The organism is Streptomyces laculatispora (genome assembly GCF_017353455.1).
Lineage (GTDB): Bacteria > Actinomycetota > Actinomycetes > Streptomycetales > Streptomycetaceae > Streptomyces > Streptomyces laculatispora.
Genome location: NZ_JAFMPZ010000139.1, coordinates 1 through 20,489 on the forward strand (window position 1 = coordinate 1; position 20,489 = coordinate 20,489).

A 20,489-nucleotide genomic window follows, 5' to 3' on the forward strand; every position below is an offset into this window, starting at 1 on the left:
CCAATCGTTCATGCCGTCGTCCGGGTGCCATGGCGTCCCCGGAGCCCACTCACTCCGCGCGCGTGGCCGAGACCCGGAGGCCGGGTAGGGCGTGCAGAGAACCCCGTCGGGAAGACCGCGACGCGATGACGCTACCCACGACCGTCCCGACCTGACCTGGTTCGCCCGGCTCGATGCACTCGGCCTCGAAGCCACCGGGCAGCGGCTCGACCCGGATCGTGCAGCGCTGGCGTGTCCGGTCGTTGAGCCGGACCAGTGGTGTCGCGGGTGCGGCGAGAAAACGCCGCGCGACACGGTGAGCGCATGCTGATCGACAAAAAGGGCCGGTTCGACGCGGTCTGAGGAGCCCGGTCGAGCAGCCGCGCATCCTCATCACCCTCGAACCCGGCCGGCCACTGACCGACGGCGATCTGGCCCACCTGGAGCACAAGTACCTGCGCTTCCGACTTCCCCAGCAGTACCGGGCGTTGATGACCGGGAGTGGCGGCGGCCGGCCCGCCCGGCCGTGCACATGGACCACGGGTTCGTACTCGACCAGCAGTTCTTCAACCTCTATGCCGAGGACAACCCCTACGACCTGCTCGATGTCGCGATGCGCTTCGTGGACCGCTTCACCGGCGATCTGCTCACCATCGCGTGGGTCCAGGGCGGCGCCCTGGTCATGGCGACCAAGGGGCCGGACGCCGGATCGATCTGGTACTGGGACAACGATGACCGTCGGGGAACCCAGCGACACGATCAGCCCCAGGGGAACGTGGAGTTGCTGTCCCCGGTGGCGGACAGCCTGGCCGCCCTGTTCGCCCACGCCTTGGTCGAAGTCCCCGCCAGGCTCGACGAGATCGCCCGCAACAGCATCGCTGAGGGACACTTCAGGCAGGTCGCGCCCGACAACGCAGGAACGGCCCTGCCCCCCGAACTCCGCCGCTGACGGCCCGACAGATGTGGCGTCGCCTCCGGTGCGGGCACTTGTGGCTCTCTGCCTCCTGGGCGGCGCCGGGCCACTGCCGGCGGTCGTCCGGTATGTGAGGGATGCGGTTGGACGGCCGCCGCGCGAAGAGCCTGAAGACGGCTGAACTCCGGAAGTTGTGATCCCTCGAAGTGAAGCAACCAGCTCGACCCGGGTGCGACGACGCCGGCGTTCACCGCCGCGGGCAACAACTTCGAGCTGGCCACCGCGGTCGCCGTCGCCATCGTCGGTGCCACCCCGGCCAGGCCCTCGCCGGAGTCGTCGACCCTTCATCGAGGTGCCCGTCCTCATCGGCCTGGTCTACGTCGCCCTGGCCGCTCGCCGTTTCTTCCCCCAGCCCGCCCCGGCGGCCGGACCGGCTGCCGGGGCGGAAAGTGCCGCCCGTGTCCGAGAGCCCGAAGCCGTCCGTGCCGTTCGTGTGCGTCCACAGCGCCGGCCGCTCGCAGACGGCCGCTGCGTTCCTCACCCACCTCGCACAGCGCCGCGGCGAGGTCCGCTCTGCCGGGTCCGCACCGGTCAACGCCGTGAACCCCGCCGCCGTGCGAGATGCCGGAGGTCGGCATCGACATGCCCGCCGGAACACACCGAAGGGCCTGACCAGCGAAGTCGTGCGGGCGTCGGATGTGGTGATCACCATGCCGACCCGTCCGAATCCCTCGTGCGCCTCAGGACTCATGCTGTGATCAACAGCGACCCGGGCCCGCTGTTCCCGGCCGGCCGGGGAATCATCCCCGTACGGATGAGAAAGCGCCCCTCACGCCTGGCCGCCGCTGACGTCGAACGATGCCTGTGAGCCGCGTACCGTCACCACTACCGCGGACGGCGGTGGATTGCCGGGGTTGGCGAAGGTGAAGAACCCGACCGCGTTGATGCTCAGCAGCTCCAGGGTCGTCAGCGGACCGGGAGTGGGACCGCTTTCCCTCACCAACGTCCGCTCTCCTGCGGTTACTTCAGCCTGCAGATCCGAATCCTGAAGGTTGTCCTCGGCGGACACCGTGACACTGACGTGCAGTTTTACGAGTCCGTCCGCGGCCGTGTCGACGGTTGGCAGGACCCAGTAGTCTCCCGCCTGTTGAGGCGGGTAGTCCGGAATTCCACTCATCAGGGCACCTCGCAGGTCACTGTCCACTCGTTCTGCTGAAGGACCGCACCCCCGTTGCACGTATCGATCACCCGGCCGCGGAAATCTATGTCCATGCGAATGAACGCGCCTTGCGGCGACTTCATGCTGGGCGTATCCCGACCGGTATACGTGCAACCCGTACGCCGGGGGAACGGCTGGTAGAGGTCGTTGAGGTCCACCGTCGCCGTAGGGCGCGGGCGGTGTCCGTAGTGCAGGTCCACGTGCGTCAGGAGGTTCTGTGAGGCCGGTCTGCCGTCCTCTCGGAAGTTGTCGTCCGCCGCGCCGGGTTCCGGCCGCGGCCGCAGAACCACGGGCGGGACGTTCACGCCGTCCTGCAGAATGAAGTTGATGCGCTCGCCGTCGACGAAGAAGTCGCCTCGCACGTACTGGCGATACTCTCCGCAGGCGCACAGGGATGGATGGGCCTGACGCATGGCTGCCTGCATGTCGAAGGTGCGTACGGCTGTGACGGCCGGTGCGGTGGTGGTCGCGCAGGCGGTGAAGCTTGCCGGGGCGGTGAAGGAAGTGACCTCGGCCCGGGGCCACTCGATCGCCTCCTGCAGGCGGTCGGTGAACCCGACCCCGGCGAGCTGTGTCCAGCCCTCGGCGGTGTCGCGGGGGTAGACGCTTGCGTCGACTGTGTCGTTGCCGATGTTGTACTTGATGTACTTCGGTCCCTTGAAGAAGTACGCGTATCCGTCTCCCCAGTTGATGGCGGCATCGATTCCTGTGCGGAACGACGCGGGGAACGCCGTCCAGCCCTCGGCGGTGTCGCGGGGGTAGACGCTTGCGTCGACTGTGTCGTTGCCGATGTTGTACTTGATGTACTTCGGTCCCTTGAAGAAGTACGCGTATCCGTCTCCCCAGTTGATGGCGGCATCGATTCCTGTGCAGAACGACGCGGGGAACGCCGTCCAGCCCTCCGCGATATCGCGCGGGTAGTTGCTTGCGTCCACCGTGTCGTCGGTGGCATCCCAGCGCACGTACGTGCTGCCCTTGAAGAAATAGACGAAAGCATCGGGCCACGTCACGGCTGCGTCGATGTTGTCGCGGAAGGAGACGGGCATGGCGTCCCACCCCGCACCGATGTCACGCGGATAGCTGCCTGGGTCGACGGTGTCGTTACCGGTGCTCGGATTCACGTCGTACCGGACGTACGTGCCGCCACGGAAGAAGAACGCCGTCCGGGTTGCCATGATTCCTCCTGGTCTGACGGGTCACTCACCGGCAGAGGCACGGATCCGGTCGGTTTTCCTGGTTGAGCCTTCCCACAGGAATCGGGGAGATGGTTGAGATGCCTCTCCTTCCACTCAACTCCTCCAGGGCGAACAGCGCATCTTGGATCCCTTACGGCGCCCGGACTCCTCCAAATGCGCTCACTGCGAGCGGATTTGACGGAGGCGCAGGGCAACGGAACGCCGATGTGTTCGCGGATCGTTACGGTCGGCGACGGGCCCCGGTCGCCGTCGGGTGTCCGCCGGAACTACGCGACAGCCCCTCGGGCGCGGGTCGCCGGGCTGCGGCGTCCGATCGGGTCGACAACGACGAGGTCGAAGTGCGCGTCCGGGACCGGCGAGGGGTCGGTCCAGGACAGCGTGGGGTCGAGCACGGGGACGACTGCTTGCTGTTCCGCGAGGGTGCCGGCCGTTCCCCGGTAGATCTCCAGCAGGTAGGGGGCGTCCGCAGCGGGGAGAGCGGTCGGCAGACCGCCCAACGACAGTGCCACGGAGCCGTCCGCGCCCGTCGTCACGTCCGGCGCGGCAGGTGCTCCCGGTCCGTCCGGTGGGACCAGCAGCGATTCGGCGGCAAGGGACGGCTCGCTCCACAGGCCCTCGGAGCTGCTTCCGACCGTGCTCCATGCAGGCTCGATGCCGCCGTCCGCGGGGAGCGCGACCACACCCGGCGGGAGCGCCGGCTCGGCAGGATAGCGGACCTCCGCATACCAGACGCGGTGGACGAAGGGGGCCAGTTCGACCGGCGGTACGTTGACCGTCGCCGACCAGACGCCGTCTGCGTCGGGACCGGAAAGGAACCCGGTCAGATGTATGGGGGCGTAGTGGCCGTCAACGCCACGACTGGTGCGGCGCAGGTGGTATTCCGGCGTGCTGCCCGGTGCGGCACCGAGCAGTTCGGGCCGCAGCCCGTGGGCGCGCAGGGTCAGGGTGAGTCCGAGGTTCGGATCGGTGCGCGCATCCAGGAGCGGCGGCGGCGGACGGTCCTGGACGGGGACGGCGATGGGGACGAGGCCGCAGGACGGGAACGCGGCCTCGGCGCCGCCGGCGGTGAGAGGGACCACGCGGACGAACTGGATACTGCGCAGGCCGCCGGGGATACGGGTGGCGAAGTGGACGAAACCATCATCGGACGGGGCGCCCCCGGTCTCACCGAGGAAGGTGAAGGCGCTCTTTGTTGTGAGCTGGTCACCGGCGAGATGGATCGGGTGGGCCTGCGTCGCCCGGACCGGGGTGAGGGGGAGGGAGAGGCCGAGTTCGCCGGCGAGGCGGCGGGCGTCGCCGAGATAGATCCGGTACCGGTCGGCATGCGGCTGGGGCGGCCAGCGGAGGGCCAGCTCGGCCAACCCGGTCGCGTCCTTCTGTCCGGCCCACAGGACCATCGGTGAGGTGGGAACGACCTGCGGGGCGCGAGTGTCATGGACGGCGCAATCGTTCTCGGACGCAGGCGACGCCGTTCCGTCCGCGTCCAGGTAGGTGGAGACGATCCGTACGCTGCGGCGCTCGCCGACATCGAAGGGCTCTGGTGTCGCTTCGAGGACGACGGTTTCGCCGGGATCGAGCGGCCTCGGTGCGAGGGGCTCCCCGTCGACACCGACGCGGAGTTCCACGATCGGAAGGCTGCCGGGTGCGGCGGAACCGGGACCGGGCGCGGTGTACCGGAGCCGGAGGGTGCCGGGCACGCGTGGCCCGGTCGAGCCGTCGGCCGGCTCGGCGCGGAACGTGGCCTCCAGCACGGGTGCGGGCGGCGCGGGCCGCATGGGCAGCGGTACGCCGAGTTCGACACCGTCGGACCACTGGCCGAATTCGTCCGCTCCCCAGACCCGCCAGCTCGCGCCGGCCGGATCCGCCGGAACCGTGCGGTCCTCCACGACGCGCTGATTGTTGGCGGCCCAGTTCGGTACGAGCGGCAGGGCCCGGGTGACGTAGCCCTGGGCCTGCGGCGGTGCGAAGCGGTGCAGGGCGACGGGGCCGTCCGGGCCCGTGCGGGCGAAGCCGACCATGCCGCGTGCGGGCTGCGCGCCGAGGGAGACGGGCTGTCGCCAGCTCTCCGGGCCGGGGTCGTCCGGATCGGCGGAGGGGTTCCACTGGCCGGGCTCCGCCGCCGAGAGCTGGAACGGATCAGGCGGATCGGGCGGGGCGTCACCGGCGGCGACTGCGACCGCGAACAGGGTCGCGCCGGACCACGGTCCGTCCTCCCCGCCGGGTCGTTGGGCGAGGTCACCGATGAGCTGCGGCGCGTCCGGGAACACACCGTCGAGCAGGCCGTCCGCCCAGCCGCCGGAGGCGGGTGGCCCGAGTACGTCGCCGAGGGTGAGCGGAGCGCCGAGCTGATCGCTCGACGGGTGGAGGGTGCGCTCCCGCTGTACGGCCCAGCGCCCGGCGACCACCCAGACATTGGCCCGCTGAATCGGTGCGGTGGCGGAGAACGGGACGGTGGTGGCAAGGCCGAGGTAGCGGGCGATCTGCGGGTCGACAGCCATGGTCGAGAGTGACGGGGTGATGGCGGCGGTCGCCTTGACAGGCCGGTTGTCGGCGCCCGCGACGGAGTCGCTGAACGTGGCGTGCGCCGGAGCGAGCTCTGGGTCGTACCACCCGCTCTGGAGCCACGGGTCGACGTACTCCGGGGCGATCCGCTCCACGATTCTGCGGGTCTCGGCGTCCGGGTCGGTGTCGTCGGGGAGCCGTCCGGCGGGGTTGTCCGGCGGGTTCAGCCGACGTGGCGCGGCAAGGGCGACCCGTTCCGCCGCGGCGCCCAACGGATCGGTGTTCGAGTCGGGGGCGTACCAGGGGCCGAGGGGGAGCGGCAGCCCGAAGACGAGATCCGGTGGCCGGTCGGCGATCGCCGTCTCCTGGAGAACGGAGGTCTGTCGCAGGCCCCATGCCGTGCTGACGGTTCCCGCACCGGATACCTGGAGACGGGCGACGCGGGTATGGCTGAACCTGAATGGCGCGCTGCGGCGGGTGGCGAGGACGCGTGCGCCCCCGGCAGTGGCGTGCAGAGCGTCCAGCAGGTCGACGCGCAGCCCTCGATCGTCGACGTCCACCTCGGCCCAGATGCAGGGATCGGCTGCGGGGTATCCGAAGAGCGAGCCTTCGGCGAAGCCGCCGGTCTGCTCCAGGTCGAATGGGACGGTCAGCGCGTTTCCGTAGGCATCGCGCCACTGGATCGGCAGCTCGGTCAACTCCTCGTCGAACCTCAGCCGCCAGGCAGCGAAGGGGTGGATCGGGAAGCCGATCCACGGGTTCAGCTTCACGCGGAGATGGAATCCGTCGGCCAGCCAGGGCACGCCCGCGGCGGCGATGGCACTGGCTCGGAACAGTGTCGGCGGGGCGACGTCGAGGCTCATGGCAGATCCTTCGCGAAGCCGGGCACCGGGGGCGCCGGGCAGCTGAGGGCCGTGTCCACCGGCACGGTGGCGGCCTCCAACGGGACGTCCTGCAGGGTCACAGCGAGGGTGAGCGGGCCGGTGGGCACGACGGGGCTCCCGGTCAGGAAGAGGAGCCGGTCACCGGAGGCGGAACGGATGATGCCCGGGAACGGCTGACCACCGCAGTCGAGGCTGTTCACCCTCAGCCGGCCGCCGAAGTCGACGAGGTCGAGCGAGTCGGGACGGTGGATCGGTTCGGGAGCTTCCAGCAGCACTCCGTGCAGGACCCACGTACCGCCGTCGTCCGTCCACAGGGCTGTTGTGCGGCCCTTGTGAGTGGGGGAGGGGCGGCCGAGAGCCAGCATGGCGAGAGCGTGTTCCAGGGCGCCGTCGGCGGTGATGTCCCCGACGGCCACCGGAATACGGTCCACCCGCACATCACCGGTGATGTGGCCACCTTCCGCTCCCGGGGGGACGAAGCCCAGATCAGCCAGGAGGGTGTGGGGGCCGGTGTAACGGGAGGTGGTGAACACTCCACCGCGGATCGCCGATCCGCCCGATTGCCCGGAGCCTGCCGAATCCAGGAAGGGGAAGGCCAGGGAGAGCTCGTAGTCGGACAGCGGCTGGAGGGCCGGCCGGCCTCCGAGCGTCGCTCCCGGCCTCGGATAGGGGCAGGAGCCGGCCGTGTTCGTGGCCCCGTACAGGCGCAGATCGGCCTGCGGCTGGAGGTTCGAGACGCCGGCCTGCCAGATGTCGGCGGCGGGGAAGGCCTGTTCCTCGAACGGGTCCGGGTGACCCCGGGTCGGGTCGGTACGGCGGACGCGGACGAGCGTGTCGTGGTCGTAGGCGGCGGCGAGGTCCGGCACGTGGCTGACTTCGAGCTGGACCCCGACGGGGTCGTCGAGAAACCAGGAGCCGGCCTTGTCCTCGGGCATCCAGGAGAGGACGTAGCGCTCCAGATAGGCCGGGTCGAACCGGTCCGTCCGCAACAGGACCGCGGGGGCGGCGACATAGTCCTCGTAGTGCTGCAGGGCGAGGGCGGACGTGGTCCCCTGTGGATACTGCGTGCCGTTGCTCGGCGCGGGGCCGGACATGTCCGCGGTGCGGAACCAGTAGCTCTCCACGTGGGGGACCACCGGACCGGTGGCGCCTTCGCGCCGGCCCTGGCCCTCGACGCCGATGTCGATGCGGTAGACGGTGTCCGGCGACAGCATGGGACGTGGCGTCACCGTGTGCGCCTTGGCCGCGGCGGCCTGGCCGGCGCTGCTGTCCGCTTGGGTGGCCGCCTCCGCGTTGCCCTGCGCGCGGACCGAGACGGCTCGTACACCGAGGACTTCGGGAGCGAGAGCGGCGTGGTACTCCAGCACGATCGCGGTGTACGGGCCTCCCTCCGCCGCGTAGCTGCGGACCTCCGCGTCGCCGGGTACGGGCTCGGCGCCGGTGCCGGGGAAGGGGATTGTGCCGTCCGGGCCGATCAGGCTGACCCGCACCTGGTCCGCCCGGCCCGGAGGCCAGTCCGGCAGGCGCAGGCCGAGGCAGGGATCGAGCAACGGCTCGGAGAACGAGAGTACGGCTCTGACCGGCACCTCGCCGATGCCCGGGGCGCTCTCGTCCGGGTCACGGTCGAGCGGCAGGCCCGCCACGTGAGGTAGCGCGAAATCGCCCGCGAAGCCGCGGCCGATCACCGGCAGCGGTTCGTCGAACACCGTGGGCGCGCCGAGTCGCAGCGGGAAGACATAGGGGAAGAACCCGGCCGTCGCGTCATCGATCGGCACGCCCCACCATTGCGCGGCGACGCTGACGTCGAACACCGAGGAGAAGGGGCCGGGTCCGGGCTCGGTGGGCAGATTCCAGTCCTCGCCGGGGCCGTGGCGGTTGCCGAGGCTTCCCAGCGCCCACCCGGGCTGTGCGGAGAACTCCGTGCGGCAGCGGTGCGCGATGGCGGGAACGGGATCGTTCGGGTCATTGACCGCGCCGTCCACCAGCTTGCGGGTCCAGAGCGCCGATTCCCAGCTGAGGAGGGCGAGTTCTCGTGCGCCGGGCTCGCCCGGGGCGCCGGTCCTGATGTCCTGCCAGGCGGCCTCGAGCTGACCTGGGACCGGTGTCTCGTTCCCGGTGGCGGGGTCGATGGCGGTGAGGTCGACGGAGGTGAGGGTGTAGGTGTAACTGAGGCGGTCGTTCCCGACGACGCCGCTGCCGACCGCGGTCGGGTTCCAGGCGAGCCTGTCGTGGAACGGGCCGGGTCGCAGGCCGTCGGCCGGGCCGTTGGTGAACTGGAGGAGGGGGATGACGTCCGGCCAGACCACCGGGAGGCCGTCGACGGGGGGTGGGACCGGTGCCCCGACGGCGTCCGCCAGTTTGGTGTAGCGGTGATCGGCGAGCGCCACCGATTCCAGCGGCCAGTCGACCGGGTCGGGAACCGCCGTTCCCTTCTGGCCGAGTTCGATGGTGACGCAGCCCTCCAGGCTGAAGAAGAAGAGGTCGACCTCACCGCACACCTCGAACCGCACCCAGGTGTCGCCGAGTTCGGGGGCGATCAGGAAGCTGACCTCGGCACTGGCCCCGATGGAGACGGGCCCCAGGTGCAGACTCCCCGAGAGGTGTCCGACGCCGCCGAGCAGCAGCGGACGGGTGCCGAGGGCGAGGATGACGGAGGCGCTGATGTCGACGTGGATGAGCGGGATGCCGTAGACGGCGGTGAATCCGGCTCCGAAGCCGAGCGAGAACCCGGTCGGTGAGAGTGCCGGAATGCCGCCGAGGTGTGCGATGCCGTCGCCCTCCACCATGAAGAACGCCCACGCGTTGATGTTCAGGAAGTCCGGGAGCACTTTGGCCTGCATGAGGCCGGGGCCGCGGCCGGGCTGACCGTCCGAGCCGAGCCGGACGTACCAGTCGCGCCCGTGGTTCGGGAAGCGGGCGCCGAAGGGGACGTCGAGGGTGAACAGGACGGGTACTTCGTAGTGGCCCCGCATGGCGACGGTGACACCGTCTCCGGCGACGGCGAGTGCGCCGATGAAGGAAGCGCCCTCTCCCGGCGGGCCCAGGCTGTCGGTCATCTGTATGCGCGGTGACAGGATGCGGCCCTGAAGGCTTGCCCGGACCGCGACGTCCGGCAGGCCGATCACCACGACACCCTTGGCGCTGAACGTGAAGCCGAGGTCCGGGGCGGTTCCGACCACGACGCCCAGGCCGAACACGCTTCCGTCGGGGGCGCAGGCGTAGCTGCCGGCGTCGAACGGATCCAGCCCCAGCTGGAAGAGGATGGGATCGTCCTCCGGGCCGGGGGAGGGCAGCGCGGCGTTGACGCCGAAAATGCCGCCGAGCCCGTAGAGTCCGAGGCCGCTGTTGGCGAGGGGGACCGGCCCGGGCAGGTCGACGCCCAGCGCGAGGACCAGTTCGTTGACCCCGTCACCGCAGTCCTTGTAGCTGAGGTCGGCGAACGCGGCGACGTTGAGCGGGAGGATGTGGGCGGCCAGGGCGAGGTCCAGCTTGCCGGCGCCCAGCGATGCCTTGCCGCGGGCCTCGAACAGCCCCGGCAGGACAAGCGCGGCGTCAAGTCCACGTACCTCCGGGTGGAGTGCGCCCCCGGGGCCGAGCGTCACGCGGACCGTTGCCCCGCTGACCTTGACCGGACCGAGGTCGAGCGCGAAGCGCAGATCGATCTCGAACCATTGAGAGCCGTGGCCCGAACGGCTGCCGAGCACATCGAAGAGGTCCGACAGGGTGCCGGGAGACTGGATCTGCCAGCCGCCCGGATCCTCCACGTCGATGTCGGCCTCCCCGTAGGAGAGGTGGAAGCGCTCAAGGCCGGACTGGGCGAAGTCGACGAGCAGCCGTACGTTGCGGTAGCGCAGCCGCATGGGCACGCTCGGCTTCATGCCGATGCTCATGAACCCGAGGTCGATCGTCTTGATCTGGACGTCGACGCTGTAGTCCACCCGCAGGGTGACCTTCGTACCGGCCGAACCGAGCCCGGCATCCACCTCTACGTCGTGCAGGACGACCGTACCGTCGTCGAGGAAGGCGCTCAGTCCGGCAGCGGCGACCAGCAGCATGTGCAGGGTCGCGCCGAAACCGTCGTACGAGGTCTGAGCGGGGGTGGGCGGATCCGCATCCGCCATGAAGGCCGTTGCCAGGGCTGCCGCCGTGACGACGACCTTCCCGGCGGTGTCATGTCCCGTCACGGAGAGGAGCCCCTGATCGCCACCGGCCTCGACCACCAGGCCGAAGTCGAAGTCGCTCGTCCCGGGCCTGCGCGAGAACCGTCCCGTCACACGCAGGGGGCGGCCGCCGAGCAACTCGATGGTTCCCAGACCCGGCGGAGCGGTCGCCTGGTCCAGGTTCCATTCCGTGCGTATCTCGATCGAGGCCGGCAGTGTGGAGGCGAGCGAGGTCGCGCCGGGATCGTCCCAGACGACGGTGACGTCGAATGCGGGGCGTGATCCGTCGGCAGGGACGTGCGCTTCCGTACGTCCGTACAGGCCGTTGGGCAGGCCGAGGTCCAGCTCGACGGGGATCGGACCGCTGCCCACGAGGGGAGTCGCCTCCGGGAGGAAGAGTTCGGCCCGGCGGATCGCGACCCCCTCCCAGCCCGGCGCCTCGGAGGGTGCCGGTCCTCCGGTCCCGTCCGTCACCGGCGCCGGTGCGCGGGTCGCGGAGGAATCGACCGCCAGACCGCCGGGGAGATGGAGACCGAATCCCTGCGTCCCCAGGAGGAATGCGGCCGGGCTGGTACCGACCGTGCCCAGACCCTGCCCGGCGGCGTCGAGTACGACGACGCCCTGCTGTGCGGGGGAGTCGACACCGCCCTCGACGCGGATGGCCAGAGGGTCGGCGCCATTGAGCGTGAGGGCGACTCTGCCGCCGCCGGCCTGCGCCACCAGAGTGCGCCGGCCGGCGGCATCGACCTGGACCGCGGCCGGCACACAGGCCGCCGGAAGCTCAAGCAGGCCGTCGGCCGGCTTCAGATCGAGCTGGAAGCCGGACGGCACGGCGGAAGGACCGGTCAGGCGTAGGTCGAAGGGGATCGGCGGGCCGAGCGGGTCGATCGAGAGCTGGGCGAAACCGCCGGCCGAGTCGTCGGCAGTGGCCCGTGCGTCGCCGGAGAGCGGAGCGGCGGAAGGACCGGCCGGCAGTGGCAGATCCGTGGAGAGGTGAACGAGGAGAAGCCTGATCCCGGGCGGAAGGACGATGCGGTCGAAGACACCAGGCAGGAGCGGCTTCACGAAGTCGAGCAGCGGCGTGGTCATGGCCTTGCCCTTCTGGCGGGCGCCCGACCGTACCTGGCAGGACGCCCCGAAACCGGCCCCGCTGTCACGGAGACCCCGTTGGCACTGGTCAGCCGTCTCATCGCTCGGGTGGAGGGAGAGCCGATCGGCTCTCGCGCCCGTCCCTTGTCAGGCCTCGTCCCAATCGACGACCGTGTCGAGGTCGTTCTGGAATTCGGTGGGGAGTGCGGGCCAGTTGTGGGAGATTTCGGTGGGGCCGACGTCGACTGTGTCGTTGGTGATGTTGTAGCGGAGGTAGCGGTCGGCCTTGAAGAAGTAGGCAGCTCGGTCACTCATGACTCGCCCTTCAGCGCGCCGGCTGAAAATTCCGGAGGGAAGGCGACCAGCTGAGTCGTGTCACTCACCCGAGTCTGCCCATCAGATGGCAGCTTCCCGGTCTATGATTCCCTGCCTCCACGGTCTCATCCAAGCTCCGGTGCCGCACCTCAGGCGGCTCCGTGAATTCCGCCCGACGGGAACCACCGGACGGGCGCTGTCTGGCCGTCGGCGGGGGCGTGGGTCAGGGGCAGTCAGCCGTATTTGGGTCGGCTCCGGCGTACTGGTAGATCCAACCGGCGGAGGTCTCGGGGGCTCGAACTGAGCTGTGTGTGCCAGGCGGCAGGATTCCAAGGTCCATGCCGCCGGCCGCCCCGAGCACGCAGGCGTGCGGGCGGTAGCCCGTCCTGATCTGAGGGTGATCTTGGTCCGCCCCACGAACGGCCCACCGACGATCTTGATACCGACGGCATTGTTGACCACTTCGCCGGCCATCCAGCGGTCTATGAGCACCATATGTTCTGAGTTTTCGTCCCCCATATCGCGGTGTGGGTGTCGTGCTTGCCCTGGCTGATCTTCTTGTCGTAGCAGGCGCGTGAGGCCGCGGCTTCGCGGCGCCGCCGGCGGTCCGCGGCGACGGCCCGGCGGGTCCGCTGGGCCAACTCGGCTGTCCGGGCGGGCGGAGGGAGCGAGCTCAGCAGGGTGGACGGCCGGTCGGTAGCAGCAGCCCGCACCCGCGCCAGTTCCCGGGTCGGCTCACCCTTCTCTCCTGGGTGTCCTGCTCAGCCGTGCAGCGAACAGCGAAGTCACCTTGGAGCCTGGTCACCAGATTGCCCAAGCGGGCTGCGGTCTCAGTGCGGTTGTAGTGCTGCGGCCACTCCAGCCACTCCGGATCATCGAGCTCGCGCAGCAACGCCGGCAGATCCGTTTCGTTCTCGGCCACGCCCTCATCCTGACGCGACAGCCGGACACGGCGACGATCGGAGTACCACCGCGCTCGCCCTGCCCCGACAACACCGAATCAAGGTTCAGTAGCACTTTGTGATTCCAGATTCCGGCTGCAGGGCGGAGGGGTGCCAAGTTGCTCACCGAAGAGCACCCGGTGGTCTGGAATTGCGCTGCTTCCAAGAGAGGAGAACGGTAGTCCGGAGTCGACTTCGCCTTGGGCATGGTCGCAACTGGCTCCGGCGCCGGCCGTCGCCAAGCCGGTGCCGGGGAGGGCTGACTCCGGCCTCGGGTAGTGCGCGTGCCGGTCGTACTCGGGGTGTGCGGGCCGGCAGACGGCCTGACGGGTGCCCATCCCGAGAGCTTTCCCGGACCGAGCGCAGCCCGCCGCGCAGCCCCGCGCCGCGGAACACGGCGACGGGGGCGTGAAGTCGGCAGCCGGTACGCGGGCAGGCGTTCAATGACATTAGCTCGCATACAGAGCTAAAATGGACGGATGAAGGCGAGTGCTCTCTCTGATGAGCTCGCCGGACTTCTGCCCCGCATCCAGCGGCTCGCCAGGCGCAGACTGTGGAACGGCTTGTCCGCTCCCCGGCTGCGCGGGGCGCACGCCGAACTGCTGCGGCTGGTGGCCACCGGGCCCGGCGTGCGGGTCTCGACGGCCGCACGGAGCCTCTGCCTCGCGCCCAACTCGGTCAGCACGCTGGTGAACCACCTGGTCGCGGAGGGACTGCTGCGGCGGGAGAAGGACCCCGGAGACGGGCGTGCCGCCTTGCTGTACCCCACCCCCGCGGGGGTGGAGAGGCTGCACGAGTGGCACACCCGCCGTGAGGCGCTCTTCCGCCGGCACCTGGCCGGACTCGACGCCGACGACCGCACGGCACTCGCCGCCGCACTCCCGGCCCTGCACAGACTCGCCGCGTCACTGCGCAAGGGGGATGAGACCGCGTGACCACAGAAACCGCGCCCGCTGTCCGCTGCACCGCCCTGACCTACAGCTTCGGCAGCTCGAAGGCCGTCGACAGCCTGGACCTGCTGGTGCGGCCCGGGGAGGTGTTCGGGCTCCTCGGCCCGAACGGCGCGGGCAAGACCACCACCATGCGCGCCATCACCACCCTGCTGCCCGTGCCGACCGGAGTCGTCGAGGTGTTCGGCCATGACGCGGCTCGGCAGCAGATGGCGGTGCGGCGCCTGCTCGGCTACGTACCGCAGCAGTTGTCGGCGGACGCAGGGCTCACCGGTCTGGAGAACGTCCAGCTCTTCGCCCGCGTGTACGACGTACCTCGCCGCGAGCGCGCGGCACGCGTCTCCCAGGCCCTGGACGCCGTCGGCCTCGGCGATGTCGCGCGCCGGCTCGCCGCCACGTACTCCGGCGGCATGGTGCGCCGCCTCGAACTGGCCCAGGCCCTGGTCAGCGCCCCCCGCCTGTTGATCCTGGACGAGCCGACGATCGGCCTGGACCCGATCGCACGGGACAGCGTCTGGGACCGCATCAACGAGATCCGGACCGGCACCGGGATGACCGTCCTGGTGACTACGCACTCCATGGACGAGGCGGACCGCCGCTGCGACCGGCTCGCCCTGATGCACCTCGGCAGGCTCCGCGCGCTCGGCACCCCCACCGAGCTCAAGAGCGAACTGGTCACCCACCGCCGGGAAACCGGCGAACCCGCCTCCCCGCCGCCGTCCCTGGAGGACGTCTTCCGGTACCACTCCGGAAGCGGACTGGACGACCCCGGGTCCGAGGAGGAGAAGGGAGCGTTCAACGATGTCCGCCGCACCCGCCGCACCGCAACCCGCCGCGGCTGAGCCCGATCCGCGCTTCGCCCTGCTGCTCACCCCGCCACCGCCCCGCACCGGCTGGCGGGTCGTACCGTCCCGGGTCGGCGCGATGTGCGCCGTCGAACTGCAGAAGCTGCTGCACGACCGCACCGAGATCTACACCCGCGCCGTCCAGCCCGCACTCTGGCTGCTGATCTTCGGTACGACGTTCTCCCGCATCCACGCCATCCCCACCGGCGGCGTCCCCTATCTCGACTTTCTCGCGCCCGGGATCATCGCCCAGTCGGCCATGTTCATCGCTATCTTCTACGGCATCATGATCATCTGGGAGCGCGACTCCGGCGTCCTCACCAAACTCATGGTCACGCCGACCCCACGGTCGGCCCTCGTGACGGGCAAGGCGTTCGCCGCCGGGGTCAAGGCCGTGATCCAGGCCGTCGTCGTCATCGTGATCGCCGCCCTGCTCGGCGTCGGCATGAGCTGGAACCCGCTGCATCTGCTCGGCGTGGCCGTGGTGGTCGTGCTGGCCTCGGCGTTCTTCTCGTGCCTGTCGATGTCGATCGCCGGGATCGTCCTCACACGCGACCGGCTGATGGGCATCGGCCAGGCCATCACCATGCCGCTGTTCTTCGCCTCCAACGCGCTCTACCCGGTCGCCCTGATGCCCGGCTGGCTCCAGGCCATCAGCAAGGTGAACCCGCTGAGCTACCAGGTCGACGCCCTGCGCGGCCTGCTCATCGGCACTCCGTCCCATCTCGGCCTGGACTTCGGGGTGCTGGCCTTCGCCGCGGCGGTCGGCATCGCGGCCGCCGGATCCCTGCTCGGCCGGCTCGCCCGCTGACGGCCCGCACCGACCCACCCCTGCACGAGCCCCCGTACCGCTCCCGTGGGAGCGCTGCGGGGGGTTCCATGCCGGTGTGGCAGCCACATATGTGAAGCGATTCACCATGCGACCGCCTCGACACCGGCTTACCCCGGCCAGCTATTCGCGGAGGCCGGCCGCCGGCACAGTGACCGCCTCCGGCACCATCCCCAGCGCCCGCGCGCACAACCTCACCGTCAACCAGCACCTCGTGCACCACACCCATGACCCCAGCGCCCCCGACGGCCGCGCCGCGCAGCTGGCCCGGATCCGCACCCCGCTCCACGGCACCGGTGAAGACCCCGGCACCGTCCTCGTGGTCCGGTCCGGTCTGCGACAACGTGCCCGGTCGGGGTGATCTCCCACTGCGTGTGGCCGCATTTCCGCTTCCCGCTCAGCTTCCGGGAGGTGGAGGAGCTGATGCTCCAGCACGGCGTCGTAGTCTCCTACGAAACGGTCCGGTGATGGTGCCGGAAGTTCGGGCAGGCCTGGCGGCGAGGCCGAACTGAACCGGATCACCGGAGCGCGGACGCCCTCGGGCGCGCCCGTCACCATCCCCGCACCGCTGACCGGGCGGCCCAGGAGCGGTGGCGCGTCGTCCCGAGGCCGGCCCGGCCGTCCTGTCCGGGCAGTCGCGTCGCTCGGAGCTGCCCCACGCCGGACGCGCACCGCCGTCAAGCAGCGCCGTACCAACCGGGCGTGGTGACCTCGGGGGCAGTGCCCCTCAGGCGATCATGAAGCTCCTTACGGGCAGGGCGCGTTCGACGATCCTGATGTCGCCGAGCCAGCCGTGCATCAACTGGTCGAGTCTGCCTCCGTACTCGTAGGCGCCGAGCAGCCAGGGCAGGCCCAGGGTGGCGAGGCCAGCGGTGTGGGTGGCAGGGTTGCGGGCGACTGTGCAGCCGTCGATGTACATCGTCGTGTGCTTCCCGTCGTTGACGACCGCCACATGCCACCACCGTTCACGCAGCAGCTCATGGCTCCAGTTGGTGACGGCTCCCGGCTGGTTCAGCGGCGCCGCCGCCCACTGGAGCCCGGGGCCGTCCGATACGGAAAGGGTGGCGACGGGCTCCTCCGGGTCGCCGGAGGTCTTGCCGGCCGCTCCGAGGGTGCCACGGCGGCCGAGTACGGCGCCCCAGGCATTGCGTCCGGCGTCCCAGTCGGCGGGGAGGCGGAGGAATGCCTCGATGGTGTAACCGGACCTGAACGTCTTGGTGTTGAGCGGTGCGTTGTTCTCCGTGCGCAGATACGCGCCCCGCAGCGGCGGCTTCGAGCCGTCGAAGTAGAGGCTGCCGTGGCCGGGCTGGTCCGGGTGGTGGGCGGTGGACCAGCGCAGCGCGTCGGGCGCACTGCCGGGGACGGCTTCGCGAACCAGGTCATTGCGGTGCCCGGACAGGTCGGGGACGCGCAGGCCGGCGTCGGCGGCGGAACCGTCCTGGTGCGAAGGGGAGTCGAAGCGCCAGTAGGCGACGGTGCCCGGTATCACCAGCTGCTTCGCCGGGCGGGGCCCCCGCACGGGCACGGGCGCGAAGCCGGCGAAACGCTTCTCGAAGTCGATGGGCACGGCGAAACTGTCCTGTGGACCGGTCAGTTCGATCTCGCCGCGCTCCAGGTCGTTGATCCTGTCGCCCGCGCGGCCGAGGATCCATGGAGAGATCGTCTCCACGTCGATGGTGTTCCTGGCCAGGTCGAAGCGGTAGAGGCGGATCATGGCGCTGCCGCCGTAGTAGCGGTTCTGGTAGTTCGTGATGTGCAGATGGACGTCGTTGCCCGCGGTGTTCTGACGGGTGGTGCGTCCGGCGGGCCAGTAGTGGCCGTTGAGGGTGAGGAAGATCTGGTCGTGCCCGGCTATCAGCTCGTCCCACAGATGCTTTCCGTGGTCGGAGAGTTCAGCCTCGTCGCCGTCCGTGTCCGCGTATACCAGCTCGTGGGTGGTGAGGATGACCGGAGTGTCCGGGTGCTGGGCGATGACGTCCTTCGCCCAGGCGAGCCCGGCCGCCGATGGCCGCCAGTCGAGCGCCAGCACCAGCCACTCGCGCCCGGCGGCGCGGAACAGGTGGTAGGTGTTGTAGCCATCCGGGGTCGCCCCGCCGAACGTCGGCAGGCGCCGCATTCGCTGCGGACCGAAGGTGTCCAGGTACGGGGTGCGGCCGCGCTGATCGTCGGTGGAGGACGTGATGTCGTGGTTGCCCGCGACGACGCTGTAGCCGACCCGCCGCCGGTCGAGCAGCTCGAACGCTTCGCCGATCGCCTTGAATTCGCCTGACTGGCCGCTCTCGGTGAGGTCGCCCAGATGGGACAGGAAAACGATGTTCTCGTCGCGCCCGTGATCGAGTACGTAACGCAACGATGCCTCGACCGGCGCCTTGTTGATGCTCGCCCCGTCGAAGAGGTACTGGGTGTCCGGCATGACGACGAGCGTGAACCTGGAGCTCTCGGGGTCGGGCCGCCAACCGGCCGTGACGGCGTCGGTCTTCTGCTGGGAGAGAGCCGCGGCGGGCGCGGCGGACGCGAGCCCCGTGGCTGCGGTGGCGGCACCGGTGAGCGCGGTTGCCCGCAGGAACGTACGACGGCTCGCGCCGGGCAGAAGCGGTCCGTCGGGCTGGTGGAGGGGGCTGCACATAGATGTCTCCGCGGAGGATGAACGTCGGGGTGATCGTCTGCAAGCTAGCCGCGGGGTGGGGGAGAAACCGGTCCGTAAGGGCGACAGCCGGACGAAGACTCAATGAATTGCACAACGCCGGCGCGCGGGATCGTGGTGGTGGGAACGTGAGGGCGCGGGTTGGCCAGGGCCGGGGGATAGGAACCGTTGGGCCTTGACCCCGAATCCTGAACATGGGTTATGCGTTTGGTGTCAGCGTACTTGGTGTGGGGTGTCACGAGATCCGCGCGCGTGTGGTCGGCGATCGCCCATCCGGTCAGACGGCGCGACGCGAGGTCGATGACGGTCGCCAGGTAGCAGAACTTCCCGCCGTCGATGGGCAGGTAGGTGATGCCCTGGCCCGCCACGGCCTCGCTGAAGAGCGACCGGCCCGGCGTGGACGCAGCAGCAGGACCACCGCACCGGGGGCGGCCGCGTTCACTCCGAGGTCGGCCTGGACGACCTCCACGCGCCGGGCGGCGAGCGGGAGCGCCGGTCCGGCAGCCCGGGAGTTGTTGCCGAGCACGACGGGCACGTCGAACTGGCCGACGGTCTGCTCGATGACCCTCACGAAAAGGAGTCCGTCGCGGGCTGACTGCCGGGTGCTCGCCGCGACGCCTGGAACAGGAGCAGGAGCAGGAGCAGGAGCAGGAGCGCGCCCGCCTGTGCCTGCGCCCGCGGTACGGATCGGCCTGCTGTCGGCCCGTCCCCTACGGCATCTGCGTCGAGCTCTCTCCATGTGCGGGGAGGCCGGAGGCCAGTTCGAGGACGCACGATCCGGAGGGCGGAACCTCGATCGTGTGGATGCCCGGTGTGAGGGTGAGAGCCGTGGCCTGCTGCAATCGGCCTCGGGCGTCATGGATCCGTACACGGACCTGGCGGGGTGGTCCGGAGACGTCGAGGACCATGCGTGAGGCGGTGGAGGCGTTTATGAGGGAGTGGGAGCGCCAGGACTCGGTGCGGAGGGGCACGATCCTGTCGGTGTAGTTGGTGATGACCCGTTGGTCTCCGTGAGCGGCGGTGACCTGGGGGAAGAGTTCGTCCGGGCGGCCGGGTTCGTAGTGGCCGGAGGTGAGGACGGGAGCCAGTCGACGCCAGGTGGCGAGCCAGAACGCGAGGGTCTCGCGGTGGCTGGGGGAGAGCCGGCTGAGGCGGACGGAGATCTGCGGCACGGAGTGCAGGGCCCCGTGGAAGTGGCGGGCCAGGCTCTCCGGTGTTGCCTGCGGATCCCACATCACCATGTCGGAGTGGACTGCTCCGCAGGGTGCGAGCAGCGCGATGTCCAGCGTCCGGATGCGGTTGGCGACGGGATCGGCCGGGCAGTCGGTGGCGCGCAGTGCGTTGCCGAGTGCGGTCATGGCCGGCCCGATGTAGGGCTGGCGCAGCTCGATGACGAACTGGTCGCCGCGCAGGGCCCGCAGGGCGTCGCGGATATCGGCGAGCAGCGCGGCCATCGCCTCCCCGATGTCCGGAATGTAACCGGGGGCGGGCTGGTCGGGTGCGGGCACTGCGGCGTAGGCCATGGCCTCGTCGAGGAAGTCGATCTTCAGGCCGTCGAGTCCGTACGTGTCGACCAGGGTGCGGCAGGTGTCCACGACGTGTGCGCGCACTTCGCTGTGGCGGGGGTCGAGGACGTGGCAGTCGAGGTGCGGGACGTGGTGCGGCGCGTACGGTGCCCAGGCCTGGTGGGCGGAAGAGCGCTCTCCCAGGAGAAGCGGGGCGATCCAGGCGGTGTAGTGCAGTCCGGCACGCCGAACGGTACTGACGTGGGCGCGGAAGTCGGGGAACTTGACTGGGTCCGGCTGCCAGTCGCCGCAGCCCGCGTAGCCACGGCCGTTGCCGAGCAGCTGCCACCCGTCGTCCAGGAACAACTGGCCGCAGCCGAGGGCGGCGGCGAGGGCGGCCTCCTCCTCGACCTCGGCCGCGGTTACGTCCTGGGTGAAGGCGTACCAGGTCGAGTAGACGGGCGTCCGGGCGAACTCCGGAACGGGCAGCGGCTCTCCGCCGGGCAGGCCGGCGAGCC

Annotated in this window: 14 protein-coding genes and 3 pseudogenes; 9 read left to right on the top strand and 8 right to left on the bottom strand. The window is 70.1% G+C overall.

What is annotated here, in order from left to right; genetic code table 11:
- Nucleotides 1-91: 91 nt before the first annotated feature.
- The 4 genes and pseudogenes from J1C73_RS08270 to J1C73_RS08280 form a co-directional block, all read left to right on the top strand.
- Nucleotides 92-298 (top strand): annotated as a pseudogene (locus J1C73_RS08270) (hypothetical protein); the annotation flags it as partial.
- Nucleotides 299-511: 213 nt separating this feature from the next.
- Nucleotides 512-928 carry a hypothetical protein gene (locus J1C73_RS08275; RefSeq protein ID WP_207315766.1) on the top strand — a complete coding sequence of 139 codons (417 nt, stop codon included), beginning with the start codon at nt 512-514 and terminating at the stop codon, nt 926-928.
- Nucleotides 929-1,117: 189 nt separating this feature from the next.
- A pseudogene (locus J1C73_RS34605) lies at nt 1,118-1,349 on the top strand (ACR3 family arsenite efflux transporter); the annotation flags it as partial.
- Nucleotides 1,350-1,383: 34 nt separating this feature from the next.
- Entirely contained in the window at nt 1,384-1,650 is a 267-nt protein-coding gene (locus J1C73_RS08280) for an arsenate-mycothiol transferase ArsC (protein ID WP_372446664.1), read from the top strand.
- A gap of 71 nt (nt 1,651-1,721) precedes the next feature.
- Here J1C73_RS08280 and J1C73_RS08285 read toward each other — a convergent pair whose 3' ends face one another.
- The 6 genes from J1C73_RS08285 to J1C73_RS08310 form a co-directional block, all read right to left on the bottom strand.
- Nucleotides 1,722-2,069 (bottom strand): hypothetical protein, encoded by a 348-nt coding sequence (locus J1C73_RS08285; protein WP_123466741.1) that lies wholly within the window; start codon nt 2,067-2,069, stop codon nt 1,722-1,724.
- Nucleotides 2,069-3,286: a hemopexin repeat-containing protein gene (locus J1C73_RS08290; protein WP_207315768.1), complete on the bottom strand. Its 1,218-nt coding sequence runs from the start codon at nt 3,284-3,286 to the stop codon at nt 2,069-2,071. Before J1C73_RS08290 ends, J1C73_RS08285 begins: the two co-directional genes overlap by 1 nt.
- A 287-nt stretch (nt 3,287-3,573) precedes the next feature.
- The gene (locus tag J1C73_RS08295; RefSeq protein WP_207315769.1) at nt 3,574-6,672 is read right to left on the bottom strand and encodes a hypothetical protein; all 3,099 of its coding nucleotides are present in this window, start codon (nt 6,670-6,672) and stop codon (nt 3,574-3,576) included.
- Nucleotides 6,669-11,942: a hypothetical protein gene (locus tag J1C73_RS08300; RefSeq protein WP_207315770.1), complete on the bottom strand. Its 5,274-nt coding sequence runs from the start codon at nt 11,940-11,942 to the stop codon at nt 6,669-6,671. The genes J1C73_RS08295 and J1C73_RS08300 overlap by 4 nt, the downstream gene beginning before the upstream one ends.
- Before the next feature lie 147 nt (nt 11,943-12,089).
- Nucleotides 12,090-12,257, bottom strand: a complete 168-nt coding sequence (locus J1C73_RS08305) for a hemopexin repeat-containing protein (RefSeq protein ID WP_207315771.1) — start codon at nt 12,255-12,257, stop codon at nt 12,090-12,092.
- Nucleotides 12,258-12,930: 673 nt separating this feature from the next.
- Nucleotides 12,931-13,179, bottom strand: coding sequence for a hypothetical protein (locus J1C73_RS08310; protein ID WP_207315772.1), 249 nt, complete (start codon nt 13,177-13,179; stop codon nt 12,931-12,933).
- Nucleotides 13,180-13,677: 498 nt separating this feature from the next.
- On the opposite strand from J1C73_RS08310, the gene J1C73_RS08315 reads away from it, so the two are divergent.
- The 5 genes and pseudogenes from J1C73_RS08315 to J1C73_RS08335 all read left to right on the top strand — a co-directional run.
- Nucleotides 13,678-14,133, top strand: a complete 456-nt coding sequence (locus tag J1C73_RS08315) for a MarR family winged helix-turn-helix transcriptional regulator (RefSeq protein WP_207315773.1) — start codon at nt 13,678-13,680, stop codon at nt 14,131-14,133.
- Nucleotides 14,130-14,990 carry an ABC transporter ATP-binding protein gene (locus J1C73_RS08320; RefSeq protein WP_207315774.1) on the top strand — a complete coding sequence of 287 codons (861 nt, stop codon included), beginning with the start codon at nt 14,130-14,132 and terminating at the stop codon, nt 14,988-14,990. The genes J1C73_RS08315 and J1C73_RS08320 overlap by 4 nt, the downstream gene beginning before the upstream one ends.
- Nucleotides 14,950-15,804 (top strand): ABC transporter permease, encoded by an 855-nt coding sequence (locus J1C73_RS08325; protein ID WP_207315775.1) that lies wholly within the window; start codon nt 14,950-14,952, stop codon nt 15,802-15,804. The genes J1C73_RS08320 and J1C73_RS08325 overlap by 41 nt, the downstream gene beginning before the upstream one ends.
- A 169-nt stretch (nt 15,805-15,973) precedes the next feature.
- The gene (locus tag J1C73_RS08330) at nt 15,974-16,183 is read left to right on the top strand and encodes a hypothetical protein (RefSeq protein WP_207315776.1); all 210 of its coding nucleotides are present in this window, start codon (nt 15,974-15,976) and stop codon (nt 16,181-16,183) included.
- Nucleotides 16,180-16,287: pseudogene (locus J1C73_RS08335) on the top strand (IS6 family transposase); the annotation flags it as partial. The gene J1C73_RS08330 and the pseudogene J1C73_RS08335, both read left to right, overlap by 4 nt.
- Before the next feature lie 262 nt (nt 16,288-16,549).
- Here the strand turns inward: J1C73_RS08335 and J1C73_RS08340 are convergent.
- Nucleotides 16,550-18,448 (bottom strand): LamG-like jellyroll fold domain-containing protein, encoded by a 1,899-nt coding sequence (locus J1C73_RS08340; protein ID WP_207315777.1) that lies wholly within the window; start codon nt 18,446-18,448, stop codon nt 16,550-16,552.
- A 728-nt stretch (nt 18,449-19,176) separates the two neighbouring features.
- Nucleotides 19,177-20,489, bottom strand: a 1,313-nt coding sequence (locus J1C73_RS08345; protein WP_207315778.1) for a glycoside hydrolase family 36 protein, incomplete at its 5' end; no start/stop codon positions are given.